The organism is Nitrospira sp. Vd2 (genome assembly GCF_979581665.1).
In genome coordinates, this window is the sequence record NZ_CEFZSK010000038.1 from 128057 (window position 1) to 148914 (window position 20858).

Annotated in this window: 16 protein-coding genes; 10 read left to right on the forward strand and 6 right to left on the reverse strand. The window is 59.9% G+C overall.

Features of this window, described 5'->3' with window-relative positions; all coding sequences use genetic code 11:
- Window positions 1-6: 6 nt before the first annotated feature.
- The 5 genes from lpxD to AC1U7K_RS15265 form a co-directional block, all read right to left on the reverse strand.
- On the reverse strand, window positions 7-1095 hold the full coding sequence (gene lpxD / locus AC1U7K_RS15245; protein WP_480252389.1) for a UDP-3-O-(3-hydroxymyristoyl)glucosamine N-acyltransferase: 1089 nt from the start codon (window positions 1093-1095) through the stop codon (window positions 7-9).
- Between the two features lie 6 nt (window positions 1096-1101).
- Window positions 1102-1416, reverse strand: coding sequence for an acyl carrier protein (acpP, locus tag AC1U7K_RS15250; RefSeq protein ID WP_480252391.1), 315 nt, complete (start codon window positions 1414-1416; stop codon window positions 1102-1104).
- Between the two features lie 25 nt (window positions 1417-1441).
- Window positions 1442-2695, reverse strand: coding sequence for a beta-ketoacyl-ACP synthase II (fabF, locus tag AC1U7K_RS15255; protein WP_480252392.1), 1254 nt, complete (start codon window positions 2693-2695; stop codon window positions 1442-1444).
- Between the two features lie 130 nt (window positions 2696-2825).
- Entirely contained in the window at window positions 2826-3917 is a 1092-nt protein-coding gene (lptG, locus tag AC1U7K_RS15260) for an LPS export ABC transporter permease LptG (protein ID WP_480252393.1), read from the reverse strand.
- Window positions 3917-4999 carry an LptF/LptG family permease gene (locus AC1U7K_RS15265; RefSeq protein ID WP_480252394.1) on the reverse strand — a complete coding sequence of 361 codons (1083 nt, stop codon included), beginning with the start codon at window positions 4997-4999 and terminating at the stop codon, window positions 3917-3919. Before AC1U7K_RS15265 ends, lptG begins: the two co-directional genes overlap by 1 nt.
- A gap of 275 nt (window positions 5000-5274) precedes the next feature.
- Between AC1U7K_RS15265 and AC1U7K_RS15270 the strand changes: the two genes are divergently transcribed.
- The 3 genes from AC1U7K_RS15270 to AC1U7K_RS15280 all read left to right on the forward strand — a co-directional run bounded on the left by AC1U7K_RS15270 (window position 5275) and on the right by AC1U7K_RS15280 (window position 8509).
- A complete protein-coding gene (locus tag AC1U7K_RS15270) occupies window positions 5275-5496 on the forward strand; it encodes a cold shock domain-containing protein (RefSeq protein WP_480252395.1) in 222 nt (73 codons plus the stop codon).
- Between the two features lie 154 nt (window positions 5497-5650).
- Window positions 5651-7678 (forward strand): tetratricopeptide repeat protein, encoded by a 2028-nt coding sequence (locus tag AC1U7K_RS15275; protein ID WP_480252397.1) that lies wholly within the window; start codon window positions 5651-5653, stop codon window positions 7676-7678.
- Between the two features lie 15 nt (window positions 7679-7693).
- On the forward strand, window positions 7694-8509 hold the full coding sequence (locus tag AC1U7K_RS15280) for an ExeA family protein (RefSeq protein WP_480252398.1): 816 nt from the start codon (window positions 7694-7696) through the stop codon (window positions 8507-8509).
- A 131-nt stretch (window positions 8510-8640) separates the two neighbouring features.
- Here the strand turns inward: AC1U7K_RS15280 and AC1U7K_RS15285 are convergent, their stop codons facing one another.
- Entirely contained in the window at window positions 8641-9603 is a 963-nt protein-coding gene (locus AC1U7K_RS15285) for a 2-hydroxyacid dehydrogenase (protein ID WP_480252399.1), read from the reverse strand.
- Window positions 9604-9951: 348 nt separating this feature from the next.
- Between AC1U7K_RS15285 and nikR the strand changes: the two genes are divergently transcribed.
- The 7 genes from nikR (at window position 9952) to guaA (ending at window position 20776) form a co-directional block, all read left to right on the forward strand.
- Window positions 9952-10368 (forward strand): nickel-responsive transcriptional regulator NikR, encoded by a 417-nt coding sequence (nikR, locus tag AC1U7K_RS15290; RefSeq protein WP_480252400.1) that lies wholly within the window; start codon window positions 9952-9954, stop codon window positions 10366-10368.
- Window positions 10369-10441: 73 nt separating this feature from the next.
- On the forward strand, window positions 10442-12514 hold the full coding sequence (locus tag AC1U7K_RS15295; protein WP_480252401.1) for a TonB-dependent receptor: 2073 nt from the start codon (window positions 10442-10444) through the stop codon (window positions 12512-12514).
- A gap of 8 nt (window positions 12515-12522) precedes the next feature.
- Window positions 12523-13320, forward strand: coding sequence for a DUF4198 domain-containing protein (locus AC1U7K_RS15300; RefSeq protein ID WP_480252402.1), 798 nt, complete (start codon window positions 12523-12525; stop codon window positions 13318-13320).
- Between the two features lie 162 nt (window positions 13321-13482).
- Entirely contained in the window at window positions 13483-14412 is a 930-nt protein-coding gene (locus tag AC1U7K_RS15305; RefSeq protein ID WP_480252403.1) for an energy transducer TonB, read from the forward strand.
- 220 nt (window positions 14413-14632) lie between these two features.
- A complete protein-coding gene (locus tag AC1U7K_RS15310) occupies window positions 14633-17599 on the forward strand; it encodes an SMP-30/gluconolactonase/LRE family protein (protein WP_480252404.1) in 2967 nt (988 codons plus the stop codon).
- Between the two features lie 54 nt (window positions 17600-17653).
- Entirely contained in the window at window positions 17654-19120 is a 1467-nt protein-coding gene (gene guaB, locus AC1U7K_RS15315; protein ID WP_480252406.1) for an IMP dehydrogenase, read from the forward strand.
- 105 nt (window positions 19121-19225) lie between these two features.
- Window positions 19226-20776: a glutamine-hydrolyzing GMP synthase gene (gene guaA, locus AC1U7K_RS15320; protein WP_480252407.1), complete on the forward strand. Its 1551-nt coding sequence runs from the start codon at window positions 19226-19228 to the stop codon at window positions 20774-20776.
- The last annotated feature ends 82 nt before the right edge of the window (window positions 20777-20858 follow it).

Here is a 20858-nt window from a genome sequence, read left to right on the forward strand (position 1 = left end):
GTCGGATTAACGTTTTTTACTGCGCTTCGTCGACGCCGGCGCCCGTTCGACTGGCGCGCCTTCCAGTGCGCGTACCCGTTGTTCAAGCTGTTGCACCTGTCGACGAAGATCTGGAAGCCGAGGGATGACTGCATGGGCGCGAACGGCGACATCATGCGGCATGACGGGCGCGCCGGAGACGATCTGCCGACCCGAAAGACTTCGGTTCACGCCGGTTCGGGCAGCGATCATCACTTGATCACCGATCGTAAGATGGTCGGCGATTCCCGCCTGGCCCCCGACCATGACGTGATGGCCGATCGTTGTGCTGCCCGCGATGCCGACCTGGGCGACCAGGATCGTGTCCTCGCCAATCGAGACGTTATGTGCAACCTGAACGAGGTTGTCGATTTTCGTTCCCCGCCGGATACGTGTCTCGCCGAAGGTGGCGCGATCAACGGTCACATTCGCTCCTAGCTCCACATCGTCTTCTATACACACGATCCCGAGCTGAGGGATCTTGTGATGCCGGCCTTCGTGCTGGACGTACCCGAACCCGTCGCTGCCAATGACCGTGCCGCTATGAATGATGACTCGGGATCCGATCCGGCAACCATCCGCCACAGTGACGTTCGGGTACAGGATACAGTCGTCACCGACCGTCACATCCGCTCCGAGGAAGACCCCCGGATACAAGGTGGTACGTGCTCCCACACGCGCTCGGTCTCCCAAAGTGACGAAAGGCCAAATCGAGGCATCGGGACCGATCGTCACCTCTTTGCCTCGATGGATTTGGTCCGACACCCCACGGCGATCGGGCGTCGGTGCAAACCACCGTTGCGCCAATCGGGCAAACGCATAACCGGGGTTCGAAACGATAATTTGCGGCCGGCTGAGTTCAGGGATCTCCCGCGCGACGATGAACGCCGCGGCTTTCGACTCGCATGCCGCCTTGATGAATCGATCGGAGGTGACGTAGCCCAAATCGCCGGGTCCGGCTTCTGCCAAGCTTGAGATGCCGGTGATCATCACCGAGGGAGAGCCGGCCAACCGTCCCTCGACATCTCGACTGATCTCTTCAAGGGAAATCGCGTGGCGGAGTCGAGCAGGCGGCATGCAGCTTCAACGCGCCTTTTTCTGGCTGGCAGCTTTCTTTGCGGTAGGAGCGCCGGCCCGGGAGGTTTGGCCTGACATTTTCTGGAGGCGGCTCTCCACATAGGCAATCACGTCGCCGACCGTAGAGAGTTTTTGAAGGTCTTGATCAGGAATCTGCAGATCGAAGACTTCCTCGATCCGAAAGAGCAACTCGATCGTGGCCATCGAATCCAACCCCAGGTCATCGCGGAGCGAATGCGCCGGCGTGATGGTTTTCGAGTCGCGCTTTAGATACTCGGCTAAGGCGGCTTGGATGCGATCGGCGACTGACGCTTTCGTCATAACACGTCCCTTTATCTCTGTGCGGTCATGCGAAACGCTTGAAGACCACCGCGGCGTTGTTACTGCCGAACCCGAACGCATTCAACAGCGCGCCTCTGACCTGGCGTTGCTGTCCGTCGCGTGAAATGCCGGCTAGGGCGCAGGCGGGATCGGGATCATCGTAATTCACGGTTGGATGAATCTGCCCGCTCTGGATCGTCAGGGCGCAGACGACTCCGCCCGTCGCTCCCGCCGCGCCGAGTGTATGGCCGATCATCGACTTGGTGGCATTGACCGCCAGGCGGTCCGCGCGGCTTTTGAAGACTTGTCGGAGCGCCCGCACTTCCACGGTGTCGCCGATCGGCGTTGACGTCGCGTGGGCGTTGATGTAATCGATTTGCGCCGGCGTCATCTCGGCGTCCTTGAGAGCCAGCCGCATGGTCGTCGCGATCTCCTCGCCGTCTTCACGGGGAATCACCATGTGGTGCGCCTCGCTGGTCGCGGCGTAGCCGGCCACTTCCGCGTAAATCCTTGCCTTGCGCTTCCGGGCATGGGTTGCGGATTCGAGTATGAGCGCGCCGGCGCCTTCCCCCATCACGAACCCGTCCCGGCCGCGTTCGAATGGACGGGAAGCTCGTTCGGGAGCGTCGTTGTAGCTCGTAGACAAGGCACGGAGCGAGCAAAACCCGGCGAAGACCAGCGGCGTGATGCTCGCGTCGGCGCCGACCACAATCATGACGTCCGCGCGGCCCGCCCGGATGCAATGAAGCGCTTGCCCGATCGCGTGTGCGCTCGAGGAGCACGCCGTCGAAATCGTCAAATTCGGCCCTTTCGCGCCGTGTGCCATTGCCACAATGCCGGATGCCGAATTCAGCGTGATGGTGGGGATGAAGTTCGGATGCACGCGGTTGGGTCGCTCATGTTCATAGAGCTGCGTGATCTCACGCTCCCCCATCACCATTCCGCCCATCCCGGCGCCGACAAAGACCCCGATCCGATGGGAATGCTCCCGATCGATCCGAAGGGCCGCGTCGAGAACGGCCTCTTTCGAGGCGACCAAGGCAAACTGGGCGTACCGATCCACCCGCTCGGCCTGCGGATAGTCGAGAAACCGCGCCGGATTGAAATCACTGACTTGCCCGGCCACGCGCGACCGGTAGGCTTCCATTGGAAAATGGGCGAACGAGGGGATGGCCGAGATTCCGGATCGTCCCTCAAGCGCCGCTTTCCAAAACTGCTCGACGCCGATACCGATCGGCGAGACGATACCCAAGCCCGTGACGACGACGCGTTGATTCATACTGGCGCAAGAAGAGATCGCACAGCCGGCAACTTCTTTTACTCCAAGGATTTCATACAGTCAACTTGAGAGGTGATGAACCCGAATGCAATCGCGACATGGCGTTCGCAGAACTTCGCACTTCAACTCGTCAATGATTGAGGTTGAGATACAGATACCAGCCGTACGACAGAAACAGCAGATTGGCGACCCATCCGGCGAGAATCGGCGCCATCACCCCGCTTCGACCGAGGGCGATGGCGATGGAATAGGTGGTCCAGTAGAGAAAGCCGATCACCAAGGCTTGGCCAATTCCGATCGCCATCCCGCCGCCCCGCGTCCCGGAGCGACGCAGACTCAAGGCGATGCCGACGATCGCCATCACGACACTGACGAAGGGGAAGGCGATGCGGCCGTGGTATTCCGTGAGCAGGCGGGTGACTTGATAGCCGTCTTGGCGCAAGCGATCGATCCGCGCCTTGAGCGCACGAAGCGTCAGTTCTTCCGATTCGACCGAGAGGCCGCTCCGAAAATCCTGGGGCGTATGGGAGAGCGCGATGGGGCGGGACGCGAAGGTTTCAGTCTCGACGCTCCCACTGGGCGCCAGTCGGCGCGTCAAACCATCAACCAGAAACCAACCTTGGACGGTGTACCGAGCCTCCTGTGCCTCGGTGATTTCGAGGAGTCGGAAATCAGGGCCCAAGCGATAGAGGCGAATTCCTTTGAGGGTCAGTCCGTCGGGGTCCATCAATTCGATGTTCATCAGCGTCTGATGTTCCAGCTGGACCCACGGCCGCACACTCTTGAGCACCGCCAACGGGCTCTTCTTTTCGATCAACGAGGTCTTGACGTACTCCGCGCGGGCATTCGTGACAGGGACGACAGCGGCGTTCAAGACGAAGAGAGCCAGCGCGATCATCGAGGAGCAGATCAGAAACGGCAGGGCCGTGCGGGCGAGACTGATGCCGCAACTCCGCATCGCCGTGATCTCGTGATTGCGGGACAGCAATCCGAGCGTCAACAAGGTCGCCATGAGCACGGCCAAGGGGGCGATCTGAAACGCGATGGCCGGCGTACGGAGGAGGAAGTACAGGAGGATGTGGGCGACTTCCGCGTCGAACCGGATGAAGCGCCTCACCTTCTCGAAGAAGTCGACGACGAGGTAGACCGTCATGAGGCCTGCGAAACACATCGCAAAGACCTTGAAATACTCGCGGACCATGTAGCGAAACAGGATGGTCATCAGCGGCGACTCACACGGTAAAACAGGACCAGGCCGGCGATGAAGAACACGACGTTGGGGCCCCAGGCCCCGGCGAAGGGCGGCAAGATCAGGGTGGTGACGAGGAACTCCCCAAAGACGTTCAGGACATAGTAGACGATGATGATCATGACGCCGGCCGTGAATCCGCCAATGCGCCCGGACCGCTTCGAGACGATCCCGACTGGGATGCCCAGCATGCCGAAGATGAGTGCCGCGGTTGGGAAAGCCAGGTCTTTGTACGATTCCATCAACCGCCGGAGGGCACCGGTATCCTGCCAGTTCGTCCGCTCCAATTGTGCCAAGATTGCCTCGCGTGACGGCCGCTCTTCGGCCGCGGCGTAGAGGCTCTGATCGATCGTCAGCTTGAGGTCGTAGCTCGAGAAGAGAATCTGCTGATATTGATCGATATCGTGGGGTCGGCTGTGCACGGTCCCGTTCAATAACCGAATGCCGAGTTGGCCCCTCGCCGGATCGTTCAGGACCCGGTACTCTTTCGCGACGATAATTCTCGCCTCGCCGGGGTTTCGCTCATCTGAAATGAAGATGTGCCCGCCCTGTGCCTGGTCGGTATCCGCCACATAGATCACCATCCGGGGAATGGGCTCGTTGAACACCCCCTTGTCCATGGCCAGGGTCAATTGGTCACGGAGCAGGCTCAAGGCCAATTTCTTTAAAGAGACGCTCGTCCATGGTTGGCCCCATTGCGACAGCGTCAACGTCAGCGCGAAGACGAGACACGAGAAGATCAGGACCGGCCAGGACAATCGCAGCAAACTCAGTCCAGCCGCCCGCATTGCGACGAGTTCCTTGTCAAACGACAGACGACTGAATGCCGTGATCGAGGCGATGATGCCGGCAATCGGGAGCGTCAGGACGAGAAACGAAGGCAGCAGGTGCAAAAAGACTTTGACGACCGCGCCGAAGCCCACCCCTTTTGACACGAAGAGTTCGACCAACCGGAGCAGTTCCTTCGTCAACATGACGAAGCACAATGCGCCGACACTGATCAGGAACGGGGGGAGCAGTTCCGCAAAGATGTAACGGTCGAGGATCTTATTCAATGAGGCGACCGGGTGGCTACGGCGAGGACTATAACCGATTGATCGGCCTGTGTAAAACACGCACGGGGTCAGAGATGGCCTATCGGCGCCTCTCGTTCATTAAAGTATTGCTTGACAGGGTACGTGATTAATGTTAGAGACTTCTGCCATTTTCGGGCTATTCTCATGAGGTACTGTTTAGTGATGTCGTGGCCGCAGGTAGTGCTGCTGCGGCTTTTTTATTGGTGAGAAGGCCCGGGACTGTGTCGTCGGGCGATTCGGGAAAGGAGGATCGTGTGAGGAGCAAGGGTACCGTGAAATGGTTCAATGATCGCAAAGGATTCGGATTTATACGGCTCGAAAGCGGCGAAGACGTCTTCGTCCACTATTCCGCCCTGCAAGGTGATGGGTTCAAGTCGCTGAAAGAGGGGGAGAGCGTCGAGTTCGATATCGTCCAAGGGGCCAAAGGCCCGCAGGCGGCCAATGTGATGAAAATGTCTTTGAGTGGCGGCAACTGAGAGACCCGTCCCATTCCAACGACACCGAAAGGGTCCGCCAGCCGGCGGACCCGTTTTATTTGATCGTGTCAGCAACGAACTGACCCTCCTCTTCCATAATTCTTGACAGGCTTGCCTCATATTGATAGGTTGCTTGGAGCAAGGAGCGTGAGGCTTGGAGGCGGATAAGGGAAAAATCCTTCAAACTGCCAACCAGTTGGCTGCCCGAGGTCAGTTCGACAAAGCGATCGCCGAATGGAAAAAGCTGCTTGTCGATACCCCCAACGACGGATCGATCCACAATAACATTGGAGACCTCCACCTCAAGCGGAATGCCACCGATGAGGCGATCGAAGCCTATCTTCAAGCCGGCGCAGCGTTTCATGCAGCCGGCTCCGCGCTGAAGGCCATCGCGGTCTATAAGAAAATCCTCAAGCTCGATCCCGCCCGGTACAGCGTCTATCAGCAGTTAGGAGATCTCAACGCCGAACGCGGCTTGGTGAACAATGCCGTCTCGGATTACCTCACGCTTAGCAAGCTCTTCTTGCGCGATGGCCGCATAAGGGATGCGTTGAATGTCTACCGGAAGATCGTCGATCTTGACCCAGCCAATTTGAGTGCACGTCAGCGGCTCGCCGAACTCTGTCTCCAAGAAAATCAGCGCGACGAAGCGATCAAGGCCTATTTCCATCTTGCCAAGGAAGCGGCGGCGCAAGACCAACTGGACCACGCCAAGAAGGCCTGTGAAGCGATCCTCAAACTGGATCCGAACAATGCCAAGGCAGCCAAACTGCTCAAGGACCCGAAAGCGGCCGTCCAGGAGGCCATTGGACCGAGCACCGGTCGCGAACCGATGCCCGGTGGGCCGCTGGAGCAGGCGCAACAGCAGATCGATGCCGGCCAATACGATCAGGCGGAGAGTTTGTTATCTGATCTCCTGAGTGCGCAGCCTGGAGACCCGGAAGTCTGCCGGCTCCTTGCCATGTTGCACCTCAAGCGCGGCGAGCTTGCGATTGCGCTCAGTGAGATCCAATTCCTGGCCGAAGCCGCCATCCGCGCCGAGGACTACGGTTTGGCGGAATCGATGATCACGGAATACTTGAAGGCCGATCCCTCGTGCGTGGCGCTGCTCGAACTGCTGGGTAGCTCCTACGAGCACAAGGGTGATTTACCGACCGCTGCGCTCCAGTACGGCAAGGCAGCGATGGTGCTCATTGCGGAGCCGGATCCCGAGGCGCCGAACCGGCACACAGAGCTGTATCAGAAAGCGAAGGCGTTGGACTCCTCGAGTCCGATCCTGGAGGAACTGACGGCCGCGTTCGCCAAGCGATCGCAGCCGCAGCGTGAGCAGCCGGCCCCGAAGGAGCGGCTCGAACCCGTCAAAGCCGACGTGGCAGAGCCACTTGCGGCATCGCCAATTGAGCCGCCCACGTTGAAGCTCGCCGCCACTGCACTGCCGGAGCCAGCGACAGGCGAAAAAACGAGAGACACGCCGGCATTGCTTCGCTTGGCCGATCAACCGCTTGCCACCACCGAGGTTCCAGAGACCGCCATAGCGCCTCCTGTCGGTAGCGCGGAATCCGAGCAAGTCGAAAGCCGAGAACCAGCCGAAATCGCTCAGCCGATCGCATCCACTGAATCGAATGATGCGGTCGAGCAGCCGGTTCAGGAATCACCCGCTGCCGTCGCCGTTGAAGCGGTGCTCCCATCTGAGCCCGCAGCAAGTCCGCCAATCAGCGACCACGACTACCAGGTGCGCTATCAGCTTGGGATGGCGTACAAGAACATGGGCATGCTCGCCGAAGCGGTAGAGGAATTCCGGTTTGCGGTGAACGGCAAAGAATCGTTTCTCGATGCATCAACCATGCTCGCGGCCAGTCTCAAAGAGCAGGGGCTGCTGGAGCCCGCGGTCGAATGCCTCGAGCAAGCCCTCGCCGATCCCCGGTGCGATAAAGAAAGAGGGATTCGCGTCCGATATGAATTAGGGTTGCTGTATGAGGCAGCGGGGTCGGTCGAGAAGGCGGTGCATGTGTTCTTGGACATTCCGACTTTTCTCGATGTCCCGGTGCGGCTCGAACGGCTTCGCGTCCCCGGCAAGTCGGACCCCAACGACGGAGAGGCGGCAGGCGAGCCGACGGGGGCAGCGACCGGCAATCCATCCATCCCGGCGGAGCGAAAGAAGCGACGTATTTCTTACTTGTAGTTGTAGTCGTCCTTCATGAGCCTGCTCGAGTTCTTCCATCTCAAAGAAAATCCATTCTCGATCACCATCGACAACCGGTTTTTCTTCAAGTCGCAGCAGCATGCGGAAGCGCTGGTGCGGCTGAAATATGCGGCTGAGAACATGAAGGGGCTTGCGCTCGTCGTGGGCGATATCGGCACCGGCAAGACCACGCTCGCGACCCGGTTTTTGGAAGAGCTGGAAACCGGTGAATACGAGGCGGCCCTCCTGATCGTCCTCCATGCCGCCGTGACCTCGGAATGGATGCTCCGAAAGATCGCGCTACAAATGGAGATCAAAACGCCGGCCGAAAGCAAGACCGATCTCCTCACGCAGCTCTCGAAGCGGCTGGAAGAAGTGGCCGAATCGGGAAAGAAGGCGATCGTCCTGATCGACGAGGCACAAATGCTTCGAAGCCAGGAGCTGATGGAAGACTTTCGCGGCCTGCTCAATATCGAGAGCAATGGGAGAAAACTCGTCACCTTCGTGCTCTTCGGTTTACCCGAACTGGATCAGGTGTTGGCGCTGGATAAGCCGCTGCACCAGCGTGTTGCGGTCCGGTATGAACTGACCGCTCTCAACTCGCCGGGGACCGAGGCGTATATCAATTATCGGCTGCGGATCGCAGGCAGTGAAAAGCCGATCTTCAAACCCGAGACGTTTCCCCTGATTTGCCACTATTCCCGCGGGATCCCACGTCTGATCAATACGATCTGCGACAATGCGCTGCTCGAAGCCTACCTGCGCAAGCAAGATACGATCGAAACGAATCTCATTCATGAAGTGGCCGAGGACTTGAAGCTCGGACGGTAAGGAGTGCCGAGTGACGAGTGCAGAGTGCCTGACTATCAGACGAGGAGGAGCGGTAGTTCACTCCTGACCCATCACTTCACTGTCCGCCAGTTTCTCTACTCAGCACTCAAGGCTCAGCACTCAGCACTGCTTCAAGCAACACGGTTCGGCGGATCGCGGCCTTCCATCACTGCGGCGAGATTCTCCAGGCACAGCATTCCCATCTTTACGCGGGTGCCAAGGGTAGCCGAACCGAGATGGGGGAGCGTCACAACGTTCGAAAGCCCGAGTAGCCCGGGATGGACGATCGGCTCGCGTTCGTAGACGTCCAACCCGGCGCCGGCGAGTCGCCCCTCGCGCAGCGCTTCCACTAACGCCTCTTCATCGACGACCGCCCCGCGTGACGTGTTGATGAGGAATGCCGTCGGCCGCATACGGGCCAGTTCGCGGGGCCCGATCAAGTGATGGGTCTCGTTCGTCAATGGCACATGGAGCGTGAGAAAGTCGGCTTGCGTGAGGACGTCATCGAGCGACACGCGGCGCCAGGAAGGTTGTGCTGGAATCGAGCCGTCTCGGCGGCAGACATAGAGCACGGGCATGCCGAAGCCCACGGCGCGTCTTGCCACCGCCTGACCGATCCGTCCCATCCCGATCACGCCCAACGCCTTGCCGGAAATCTCGGACCCCAACAACTGACAGGCATCCCATCCGGTCCACTGGCCGCGCTGCACCAAGTGGTGACCTTCCGGGATCCGCCGGGCTACGGCAAGAAGGAGCGCCCAGGCAAGGTCGGCCGTCGTGTCGGTCAAGATGTCCGGCGTGTTCGTGATGATCACGTTGTGGCGTCGGGCTGCCTCGAGATCGATATTGTTAAAACCCACCGCGTAGTTCGCGACGATGCGAAGACGCGAAGCGCGCGCCAGCGCGTCTTCATCGATTCGTTCCATCAGCGTACAGATCGCGCCTTCGGCTTCACGTAACCCGCGCAGCAGGTCCTCGCGGTCGGGCTCCTCAATCGTTTTCGGTACCTGAACATCGAATCGTTCGCGAAGGGCAGCCATCACCGGCTGCGGCAAGAGGCGTGCGACGTAAATGGTCGGTCTCGTCGAACTCATCCAAAGAGGAAAGCGCGCGTCTTCGTTGTCCGGCCCTGTCGGGTTAGCTCATCCATCATCGGAGGTGCGGCGAAGCCCATTGTACCTCGACCCCGAGCTTATTTTCGCTAAAGAGCCGAACCGGCGGGCCGTTGGTGCCACGGAATAGCGTTGCCGAACAGAGTGCTACAGGTTTCACCGACCGCATAACAATTGCCAAGGTCCCGCGATTCGAGTCGTCGATATCTTCGGTTCGGCCCCTCAATCATTCGTCGCACGCACTGTTTCCAGGAACCCGTTCAGCGGTTGCAATCGCGTTGTTCCTGTGCTAGCTTGCCACGATTTTTAAAGACGTAGCACGGAAGCGCTATGCGAAAACTTGTACGATTCGGCGTTTCGATGGATCAAAATCTTCTCGATGATTTTGATCGATTGATGTTTGCCCGCAAGTACACGAGTCGGTCGGAAGCCCTCCGTGATCTCATTCGGGACTTGCTGATCGCCGAGGAGTGGAAGACGGACCAGGAAACGGTGGGAACCGTGACGATCGTCTATAACCACCACGTCCGCGACCTCACCGACAAGTTGACCGAAATTCAACACGACCATCACAACTTGATACTCTCGGCGATGCACGTGCATCTCGACCACGACCATTGCTTGGAAGTGCTCGTCGTGCGGGGGAAAGGGTCGGCCATCAAGAACATTGCCGATACGTTGATTGCCTTGAAGGGAGTCAAGCACGGCAAGCTGGCGATGACGACGACGGCGAAGGCCATTGCTTAGCATGTCGGTCAGTCATAGGACTGCGCGGTGGTTCTGCCCGCCACCCCATCGCTCGGCTTCATTGGTGGTCGGCATGACGATGACGCTGCTCGTTCAACTCAATCCCGTCTCCGCACAGCCGTCCAAAGAGACCGAAGAGGCGACGACGTTGCCCGAAGTGGTGGTGCAAGAGGAAGCGACGGCGGCGTACACGCGGGAGTCACGAACGGACGTGACGGCCAACGCTGCGGCGTTGCCTGCCCCCACGACGATCTTGGATGCCGAGTACGTACGGCAATCACCCTACACCGGCACGTACGGCAACCTCCTGCGCCAACTGCCGGCGGTGAACGTCGATAATTTCGGCCAAGGCGGCGTGGGCTACGGCATCGCGATTCGCGGATTTACCGACGTCGAGCATGGTCGCGACGTCGCCTATTTTATCGATGGAGTGCCGGTCAACGAAGTTTCCAGCATTCATACGCCGAATTATGCCGATCTGAACATCTTGATTCCGGAGACGATTGAACGCGTGGAGCTCATTCGCGGTCCCTTCACCCCGCTGTATGGGGATTCCAACCTCGGCGGCTCTTTGAACATTGTCACGAAGCGATTCGACCGATTTGGGTTAGTGTCGGGATACGGGGGGTACTTCAACACCGCGCGCGGGGTCGTCACGTACAGTCGTCCTCGGTCCGACGACGGCTCGGTGGTGCCGTTTCTGGCCTTTGAAGGCTATACCACGGACGGCTATCGCGACAATCAAGGGTACAAACGCTATAACCTGTTCGGCAAAGTGACGGTTCCGACGCGCCATGGCGATCTGTCTCTTCGCGCGCAATTCTACGGCGGGGAATGGGGCGCGCCCGGCTACATCAATCGAAATTTGGTCGAGTCGGGGCTGCTCAGTCCTCGCGCAGCGGTCAATCCCACGGATGGCGGGCACAAGGATTTCCAAAACGTCGTCGTGAATTACGGACTCGGCGAGTTGGATCAGGCGTTCACCGTCACGGGCTTTGTCAATCATGATGTCTTCGTGCGCTTCGCCGATTTTGGCAGCGGGCAACGGGTGCAGGACGAAGATCGGACTACGATGGGTTTGACCCTGCGGAAAGTGTGGACGACGACGTTGTTCGACGTCATGCCGGCCCAACTGATGATCGGCACCAACTATCGAGTGGATTCTGTCGGCACCATCCAACAACCTACGGTCGCCCGCAATCCCACTGGGCCACCCACGCAGAACTACAGCTTCACCGAGAACGGCTGGGGACAGTACGTTCAAGCCCAACTGAAGCCCGTCTCATGGCTCAAAATCACCGGGGGCACGCGCTACGACCATTTTTGGTATGACGTCGATGATCGCTTGGGATTGGTCAAGACCCCGCAGTACGATACGGGCACGGTGAGCCCCAAAGCGGGAATAGCGCTCACTCCGCTTCCATGGGTCGAGTTCTTCGCGAACTACGGCGAAGGGTTTCGTTCTCCGAGCGTTGCCTTCGAATTGCAATCCGTTCCCAATCCGAAGCCTCAGAAGCTCCGTAGCCAAGAAGCGGGCGTGCAGCTCACGCCCGGTCGGTTCCGCTTCCTTGCCGACGTCTATACCACCACCCTGGATCATGAAGTGTTCCAACCCGCTACCGGTTTGACGCTGCAGGACATCGGGCGCTCGCGACGGGAAGGGTACGAGATCGAGGGCCGCTATACCGCGCTCCAAGGTCCGGACCGACAGGCGGCAATCTTTGTCAATTTCACGCAGATTCGCGCCGTCCTCCGCGATCGAGCGCCCTCGGTCGTCGTCCCGAACGTGCCGGCTTACATTCTGAACATTGGAACCGATTTCAACGTCCCGCTGGGTGGATCGAACTCCCCGCATCGGATCACCGGGCTGCTGTACGGGCAATACTACGGGAAGAAGAATCTGACGGAGGACGGCGCGATGACGACTCATCCCTATCCACGGGTCTCCGGACGCCTGACGTACGTGCATGTCAGTGGCTGGAGCGGCTATGTCGATCTGATTTGGTATCCCGCAGACCGCTTGAGCGAAACGGCGATTAACTTCGGCAATGGAACCGGAGCCAGCACCTCGGATATCTTCGTGAATCCGCAGGCGCCGGTGACGTTGATGGCTGGAGTCAGCTACCGTTTCAAGACCGGAGGCTAAGCGCATTCATGACACGATACCTTTTTCCGATGGTCGGTCTGCTTGTCCTGTTCTCCACATCGACGCAGGCACACGATGTCTGGCTGACCGCGGAGCTCGACGGGCACGAACAGTTCCACGTGCTCGTGCATCATGGTCATCCCGGTGATCGAAAGCGTCCGGACCCCGATAAGCTCTTCGACGTCGCCTCTTATGATGATCAAGGCGCACACCCGTTTCCTGCTGCCTGGGAGAGTGTGCTCCAAGACGGCAACCCTATCTTGCGGAGTGGGCGGATCACGCTCGATCGGCATGGCGGGCCCTGGATGGTCGGCGCGCAATATGACAATGGCTATTGGGTCAAGACCGAGCAGGGATATCGCAATACGAGTAAAGTTCATGTTCCGACGACCGACGACAGCCTTTCATCGATGAAGGGCGCCAAGACGTTGGTGGGAATCAGTGGTGCGGAATCGAAAGGTCGTGGCTCGGACCTCTATCAGAAGGTCCTTGGTCACCCATTGGAATTAATCCCGCTCGCCAACCCCTTTCTTCTCGAGCCCGGCGCGCTGTGGCGCGTCCGTGTCGTGTTCGATGGACAGCCCCTCGTCGGCGTGTCGGTGGAAGCGACCGACGGTCTCACCCCATTGGCCGAGCATGCCATTCCCCGTTACCTGACGAACCAGGAAGGAGTCGCCGAGATTCCTCTCCCACAGGCGGGGCCATTGCTTCTGGTCGTCGATTACGAGCAGCCGGCCCGGCATCCCGATGAAGCCGCCATCGATCGCTATAATGCCACCCTGCATGTTGCAGTGATTGCGCGGTAACTGCCGGGATTCGAAGTGCCCTTGTCGCACCGCTCACGACCGTTTCGTGGTTGTCGCTCTGCAATATTCCGTGCATGGCTGTACTCCATCGTCGTCCATGTCGGCATTGCCGCAGCGACGAGCGTCCTGCTCGTTCATCTTCAGCCACGATTGGAGACCGAGATGTTTCGTTGGGATGTCTCGTTTGTCGAGCCGCCCCAACTCGCGAATGCGCAATCGGCCGGTGCTCGTCATCAAGACGGTTCGAGCCCATCACCCGATCCCATGAACCCAGAGCGCCGGGCGCCACGCGTGGAGCCCCGGCGATCATCTGCTCCGCTTCGTCATGCGTCCGAGCGCCAAGAGCGTGAGGCGATGGCAGAACCGGCGTCCGGCACTCAGCCGGCAACTCAGCCCACGCGCATGAGCCGTGATGAAACCGAACGCCGCCAAGCCGATCCGACGAATCCGCCTATTCCGACTGGCCGCCCCGCCGAGGAGCCTTCGCAGGTCGAGCATGCTGAGACGACCGGTTCGGAGCAATCATCGGCGGCCGCGGATGAGCGTGTTGAACAGTCGTCCGTCTTAGAAACCGCAAGACCGACCGAAGTAAAGGCTGTTCCTCCAGCCGAATCCGCCACGGGATCCCGTGATTCTGAAATCACTCCCTCGTCCGACCTTCCCGCTCCGTCGCCTACGGAACGGGTTCACAGTTCGCCGGACTCATCCACCGCGGCAGTCGAGAGAAACAGCGAAGACAAATCCGTTCCAGCAGCGGCGCAGCCATCCGCCCCGATCCATGCCGAGGGTCGACGATCGCCGCGTGATTTTGGATGGGTCGCCGAGGTGCTGCTCGGGCGAATCCGGTCGTTACGCCATTATCCGCCGGAAGCGCGGACCAATGGTTGGGAAGGGCGAGTCCTCTTGCGCGCCATCATTACCGAGCAGGGTGACTTGCACGAGGCCGTCATCGAGGAAAGTTCGGGGTATTCGATCTTGGATCGCGATGCCCTCGAGAATCTACGACGTGCGTTTCCCTTATCCCTGCCACGAGAGTTAGGCCAGCCGCGCGTCGTGTTACGAATCCCGATTCGTTACGAGCTGCGACGCTGATCACCGCACCAGAGCTCCGTTTCGGCATGCCGCTGCTCCTTTGCATAGGGCGATGATCGCGATCTAGTGGCTCGAGAGAGGAGACAATGAGCGCTACTGCGAGACGCTGTCGCGCTGCCTTGACGCGTCTCTCGGGCCTTTGTTAGAGTACACGATCCTAACTTATTGACCGGTAAGCGCTTTACCTTTTCTCTAGTTTGTTCGCTACAAGAGGGTGGCTATGAGCAGATGGTGGGAACACGAGACAGCCGTATCCCGGCGACTCAGATTGTATGCACAAGGGAATCCGGACGAGTGGGGTGCCGGAGACTCGGTGGCCGAAGAGGAAGAACTGCCCCCCGCGCCGAGCAATGTTGTCGCCAAGCCCGGAAACGGCCGTGCCTTCGTCACGTGGGACCCGGTACCCGGCGCGCTCTACTATAACATCTATTTTCTCACCACCAAAGGCGTCCAGATCAAGTTCTCCGAGTTGACGCGGCCCATCGCGAGCGCCGAGGACTTTAATCCGATTAAAGGCGTGACGAAGGAGAAGGGGAATCTGATCGAGGGGGCCACCTCTCCCTTCACACACGAAGATCTGGCCAACGGCACTTGCTACCACTACGTCGTCACCGTCGTGACCGAAAAGGGCGAGAGTCCCGAATCAGCCGAAGTGATGGCCATCCCATCCCCGTACCTGATCGCCATGACGTTCGGGCAGGAGGGCGTGGACGACGGGGAGTTCAAGTCGCCGACCGGCATCGCAATCGACAAGGATGGCAACATGTACGTTGCCGATACCGACAATCACTCGATTCAAAAATTCGACAAGGACGGAAAATTCATCGCTCGGTGGGGCGGCGAGCCCAGTGCCCAGGAAGGCCTCTTCTACTATCCCCGAGGACTCGCGTGCGGCCCGGAGGGCGACGTCTATGTGGCCGACAGCGGCAACAACCGCGTGCAAAAGTTCGACAGTGAAGGCAACTGCATGCACGCGTGGGGAAAGTTCGGCTTCGCGTGGCGCGGCGCCGACGCCGGCAAGTTCGACGTCCCGTGGGGCTTGGCGACGGACCATCAAGGGAATGTCTATGTCTCGGATACGAGCAATTCCCGCGTCCAGAAATTTCAATCGGACGGCACACCGCTGATGAAGTGGGGGCGCGACGGCAGCTACGACGGCGCCTTTTTCTTCCCGCGCGGGATCGCGGTCGATTTCGTCGGGAACGTCTACGTCGCGGATGAGGGCAATCACCGGATTCAAAAGTTCGACGCGCGGGGCAGTTTCCTCACGAAGTGGGGGAAGGAGGGGGGCGGGCCCGGGCAGTTCAAATCGCCTTGGGGCGTTGCCTGCGATGCGCTCGGCAACGTGTATGTCGTGGACAGCGGCAACCACCGCATCCAGAAGTTCGACGGCAACGGCACGTTTATCTGCGCGTGGGGCAATCGCGGCATCACGCAGGGTCAGTTCAACTTCCCCTATGGCATCGCGGTCGACAAGGAAGGCGCGGTGTACGTCGTCGACAGCGGCAACAACCGGATCGTGAAATACGTGCCGACCGAGGAGGAAATCGCGCGCACGCAACAGCAGAAAGCCAAGCCGGTGGAAGAAGCGGGCGTGGGCGGGCCGCGCAGCGTCGTCGCGAAGGCCGGCGACACGGAGGTCACGCTGAGCTGGCTGGACGTCCCGAACGCCGTCTCCTACAACCTCTACTTCCATACGTCGTCGGGCGTCACGCCGGAGACGGGAACCCGGATCGAAGGCGTGACCAGCCCCTACGTCCACAGCGGTCTGACCAACGACACCCCGTATTACTACGCGGTCGCGGCGGTCTTCGAGGATGGCAGTGAGAGCCGACTCTCCGAAGAAGTCACCGTGACGCCGGTCTTGATCGATATTACGGCGCCGCAGAACCCCTATGCGGTCATCAACCACGGCGCGTTCATGACCAACTCGCCGGAAGTCGTCGTGACCATCTCCGCGAACGACGTCGACACCGGGGTCGGGGCCTACTACATTTCCGAGAGCCCCATGGCGCCGACCGCGACCGTTCCCGGGTGGGTGGAGGTGGAGCCGGTCAACAAGTTCGGGGCGACGATTCCGTTTACGTTTTCGCCGGGAGACGGGACGAAGACCATCTATGTCTGGTTCAAGGACGTCGGAAACAACGTCTCCGTGCCCGCGAGCGCGAGCATCCTTCTCAACACGTCGGGCTATCTTTGCGTGAGCAAATGGGGAAAGCCCGGACGCGGCGCGTCGTTGCTGCACGGCGGCGAATTCATGGCGCCGATCTACGGGCTCGCGATCGATCAGCAGGGCTCGCTGTTCGTCGTCGATAACGGCAACAATCGCGTCCAGAAATTCGACAACACCGGGAACTTCATTATTCTCTGGGGGAGTTTCGGCGCCTCGAACTCCAATTTCCACAATCCCACCGGCATAGCGTGCGACGCCAAGGGCGACGTCTACGTCGTCGACACGAACAATCACCGCGTGCAGAAGTTCGACGGCAAGCTCGGCGGTTATCTGATGAAGTTCGGCTCTCGCGGGAACGGCGAGGGGCAGTTCAGCTCGCCCTGGGGCATCGCCATTGACCGCGTCCGCGGCTACATCTATGTGGTCGACAGCGCGAACTTCCGCGTGCAGAAGTTCGATCTGAGCGGCGAGTTCATCATGCAATGGGGCAGCTTCGGCAACAACGACGGCCAGTTCTACTTCGCACGCGGGATCGCGGTGGACCAAGCCGACGGATCGGTGTACGTCGTCGACATGGGCAACCACCGCATCCAGAAGTTCGATACCAGCACGAACGTCTTGCCGCAGTTGCTGACGAAGTGGGGCGGCGGCCTCGGTCCCGGCCACGCGAGCAGCCCGCAGTCACAGGAGGCGGGCCAGTTGCGGTCACCGTGGGGCATTGCGGTGGACAGCAGCGGCGATGTCTATGTGACGGATACGGGCAACCACCGCGTTCAAAAATTCGACCGCGAGGGTAATTACATCACGCAGTGGGGCGGATTCGGGAACGGCGAGGGGCAGTTCAATTTCCCGTACGGCATCGCGGTCGATGCGCGCGGCAGCGTGTTCGTCGTCGACAGCGGCAACACGCGTGTGCAGCAGTTCATGCCGGCCGAGGAAGGCAGCGAACGGCTACAGGAAGAGGCGGAAGCGGCCGCGTCGCTCGCGCAACAGGCCGGTGAAAAGCCGCAGTGACGGTAGGAACGGGACGGGGTTCGATTCTCCAGCCTAAAGAAAGGTAGACGCCTCATGCTCGACGAGAAGGTGAGACTCGGCCTGACGTTCGATGACGTGGTCCTCGTACCAGCCAAGTCGGAGGTGCTGCCGAACGAGACCGATACGCAGACCCGGGTCACCCGACACATCACCATCAACATTCCGATCGTCAGCGCGGCCATGGATACAGTCACGGAATCGCGAATGGCCATCGCGCTTGCGCGCGAAGGCGGAATTGGGGTGATTCACCGCGTGCTGTCGCCTCACGACCAAGCGGCCGAAGTCGATAAGGTCAAGAAGTCCGAGAGCGGGATGATTCTCGATCCGATCACGATCGCGCCCGATCAAACGATTCGGGAAGCGCTCGACATCATGTCGAAGTACCGCATCTCGGGCGTGCCGGTGACCAAGGAAGGCAAGCTCGTCGGCATTCTCACGAACCGGGATCTCCGGTTCGAAAGCCGCCATGATTTGAAAGTGTCCCAGGTGATGACCAAGGACAAGCTGGTGACCGCGCCGGAGGGCACCAGCCTGGAGAAGGCGCGGGAAATTCTGCATGAACACCGCATCGAAAAGCTCCTGGTCGTCGACAAGCAGTTCAACCTGAAAGGCTTGATCACGATCAAGGACATCGAAAAGCGCATCAAGTATCCCCATGCGTGCAAAGACGAGCACGGGCGCCTGCGGGTGGCGGCGGCGCTCGGCGTGGGCCCGGACGTCGAGGAGCGCGTGGCGTTACTCGTCAAGGCGGGCGTGGATATGGTCGTGGTGGATACGGCGCACGGCCACGCCCGAAGCGTGCTCGAGCGCGTGAAGTTCATCAAGAAGACCTATCCGAAGCTCGAACTCGTCGCGGGGAATATTGCGACCGCGGAAGCGGCAAAGGATCTCGCAAAGGCGGGGGTCGATGCGGTCAAGGTCGGCGTCGGGCCGGGATCGATTTGCACGACCCGGATCGTCTCGGGCGCCGGCATGCCGCAACTCACGGCGATCATGGATTGTGCGAAGGCATTGAATGGCAGCGGCATCCCGATTATCGCGGATGGCGGGATCAAGTATTCGGGTGACATCACGAAGGCCCTCGCGGCCGGGGCGTCAGCGGTGATGATCGGCGGCCTCCTTGCCGGTACGGAAGAATCGCCGGGTGAAACGGTCCTCTTTCAAGCGAGAACCTACAAGGTCTATCGCGGCATGGGCTCGCTCGGGGCGATGGAGAAGGGCGGCCGGGATCGCTACTTCCAAGCCGGCCGGACAGCCTCGAAACTGGTCCCCGAGGGAATCGAAGGCCGGGTACCGTACAAGGGGCCGCTCGCCGCCGTCATCTACCAACTCGTCGGCGGTCTCCGCTCCGGCATGGGGTACTGTGGGTGCCGGACGATTCCCGACCTTCAGAAGAACGCCCAATTCATCCGTCAAACCTTGGCCGGACTCCGGGAAAGCCACGTCCACGACGTCATCATTACCAAAGAAGCACCGAATTACCGGACGGATTTGGAGTAGCTTGGCGTTAAGTCCGTTAGTTTCGTTAATTCCGTTCAGTCCGTGAAGTGAAGGTTTAGTCAAACGGACATAACGGACTAAACTGACTTAACGCTTGTCACGAAGATGGAATTCTGGCACGACCGCATTCTGATCCTGGACTTCGGCTCGCAGTACACCCAGCTCATCGCCCGGCGCATTCGCGAGTCCCACGTCTACTCGCAAATCCTGCCATGCACGACCTTCTTGGCCACGGTCGAGGCCTACCGGCCGAAGGGCATCGTGCTGTCGGGTGGGCCGGCGAGCGTCTATGAGCGGAAGGCGCCAACCGTGCCGAAGGAGCTCTTCGAGCTCGGCATCCCGGTCCTCGGGATCTGTTACGGGATGCAATTGGTAACCCATCTATTGGGTGGCGAGGTCGCGAAAGCGCCGCACCGTGAGTACGGCCGGGCCGATCTCATGATCGACGACGATAGCGATCTACTCAAAGGCTTGCCCCGCGAAGCGAGAACCGTGTGGATGTCCCATGGCGATCGGATCGAGCGCATGCCGAAAGGGTTTACCGCGATCGCGCATACCACCAATTCGCCCATCGCCGCGATGAAGTCGATCGCCGGCGGCCGGCGGCTCTACTGTCTGCAATTCCATCCCGAGGTCGCGCATACCGCGAGCGGCCGCCAGATCCTCGATAACTTCGTCATGGATATTTGCGGCTGCCAGGCGACGTGGACGATGAGCTCGTACGTCGAGACGGCCGTCACGACGATCCGCGAGCAGGTAAAAGGCGGTCGGGCGATCTGCGCGCTGAGCGGCGGCGTCGATTCATCGGTTGCGGCGGCACTGACGCATCGGGCCATCGGCTCGCAGTTGACCTGCATTTTCGTCGACAACGGCGTCTTGCGCGAAGACGAACGACGGAAGGTGGTCGAAAGCTTCGAGCGCGAGCAGCTCGATTTGCACGTGCTCGACCGATCCAAGGAGTTTCTCGTCGCGCTCAAGGGCGTGACGAATCCGGAACGCAAACGCAAGATCATCGGCCGGCTCTTCATCAAGAATTTCGAAGCGGAAGCGAAGCGGTTGGGCAAGGTCGAGTATCTCGTCCAAGGGACGCTGTACCCCGACGTGATCGAGAGTGTCAGCTTCAAGGGGCCGTCAGCGACGATCAAGACCCATCACAACGTCGGGGGGTTGCCGACGAAGATGCGGCTCAAGCTCATCGAGCCGCTACGCGAGCTCTTCAAGGACGAAGTGCGCGTGCTTGGCAAGGAATTGGGATTGCCGGACGAGATCATCTATCGGCATCCGTTCCCGGGCCCTGGCCTTGCGATCCGGGTGCTCGGCGACGTGACGCCGCAACGGCTCGCCATGCTGCGCGGGGCGGAAGCGATCGTCGAACACGAGATTCGAGCGGCCGGCTTGTATCGTGATATCTGGCAAGCGTTCGCCGTCCTGCTGCCGATCAAGACCGTCGGCGTGATGGGAGATCAGCGCACTTATGAGCACGTCATCGCGATTCGGGCGGTCACGAGCCTCGACGGGATGACGGCCGATTGGGCGAAGATTCCGCATGAGATGCTCGGGACCATCTCCAATCGTATCATCAACGAGGTGCGCGGCGTGAATCGCGTCGTCTACGACGTCAGCTCGAAGCCGCCGAGCACGATCGAGTGGGAGTAGGAGGTTAATCGTTATCCATGATTCGTTAATCGCGAAAAATCCTGTACTGGAATAAGTCACGATTAACGACTAACGGTTAACG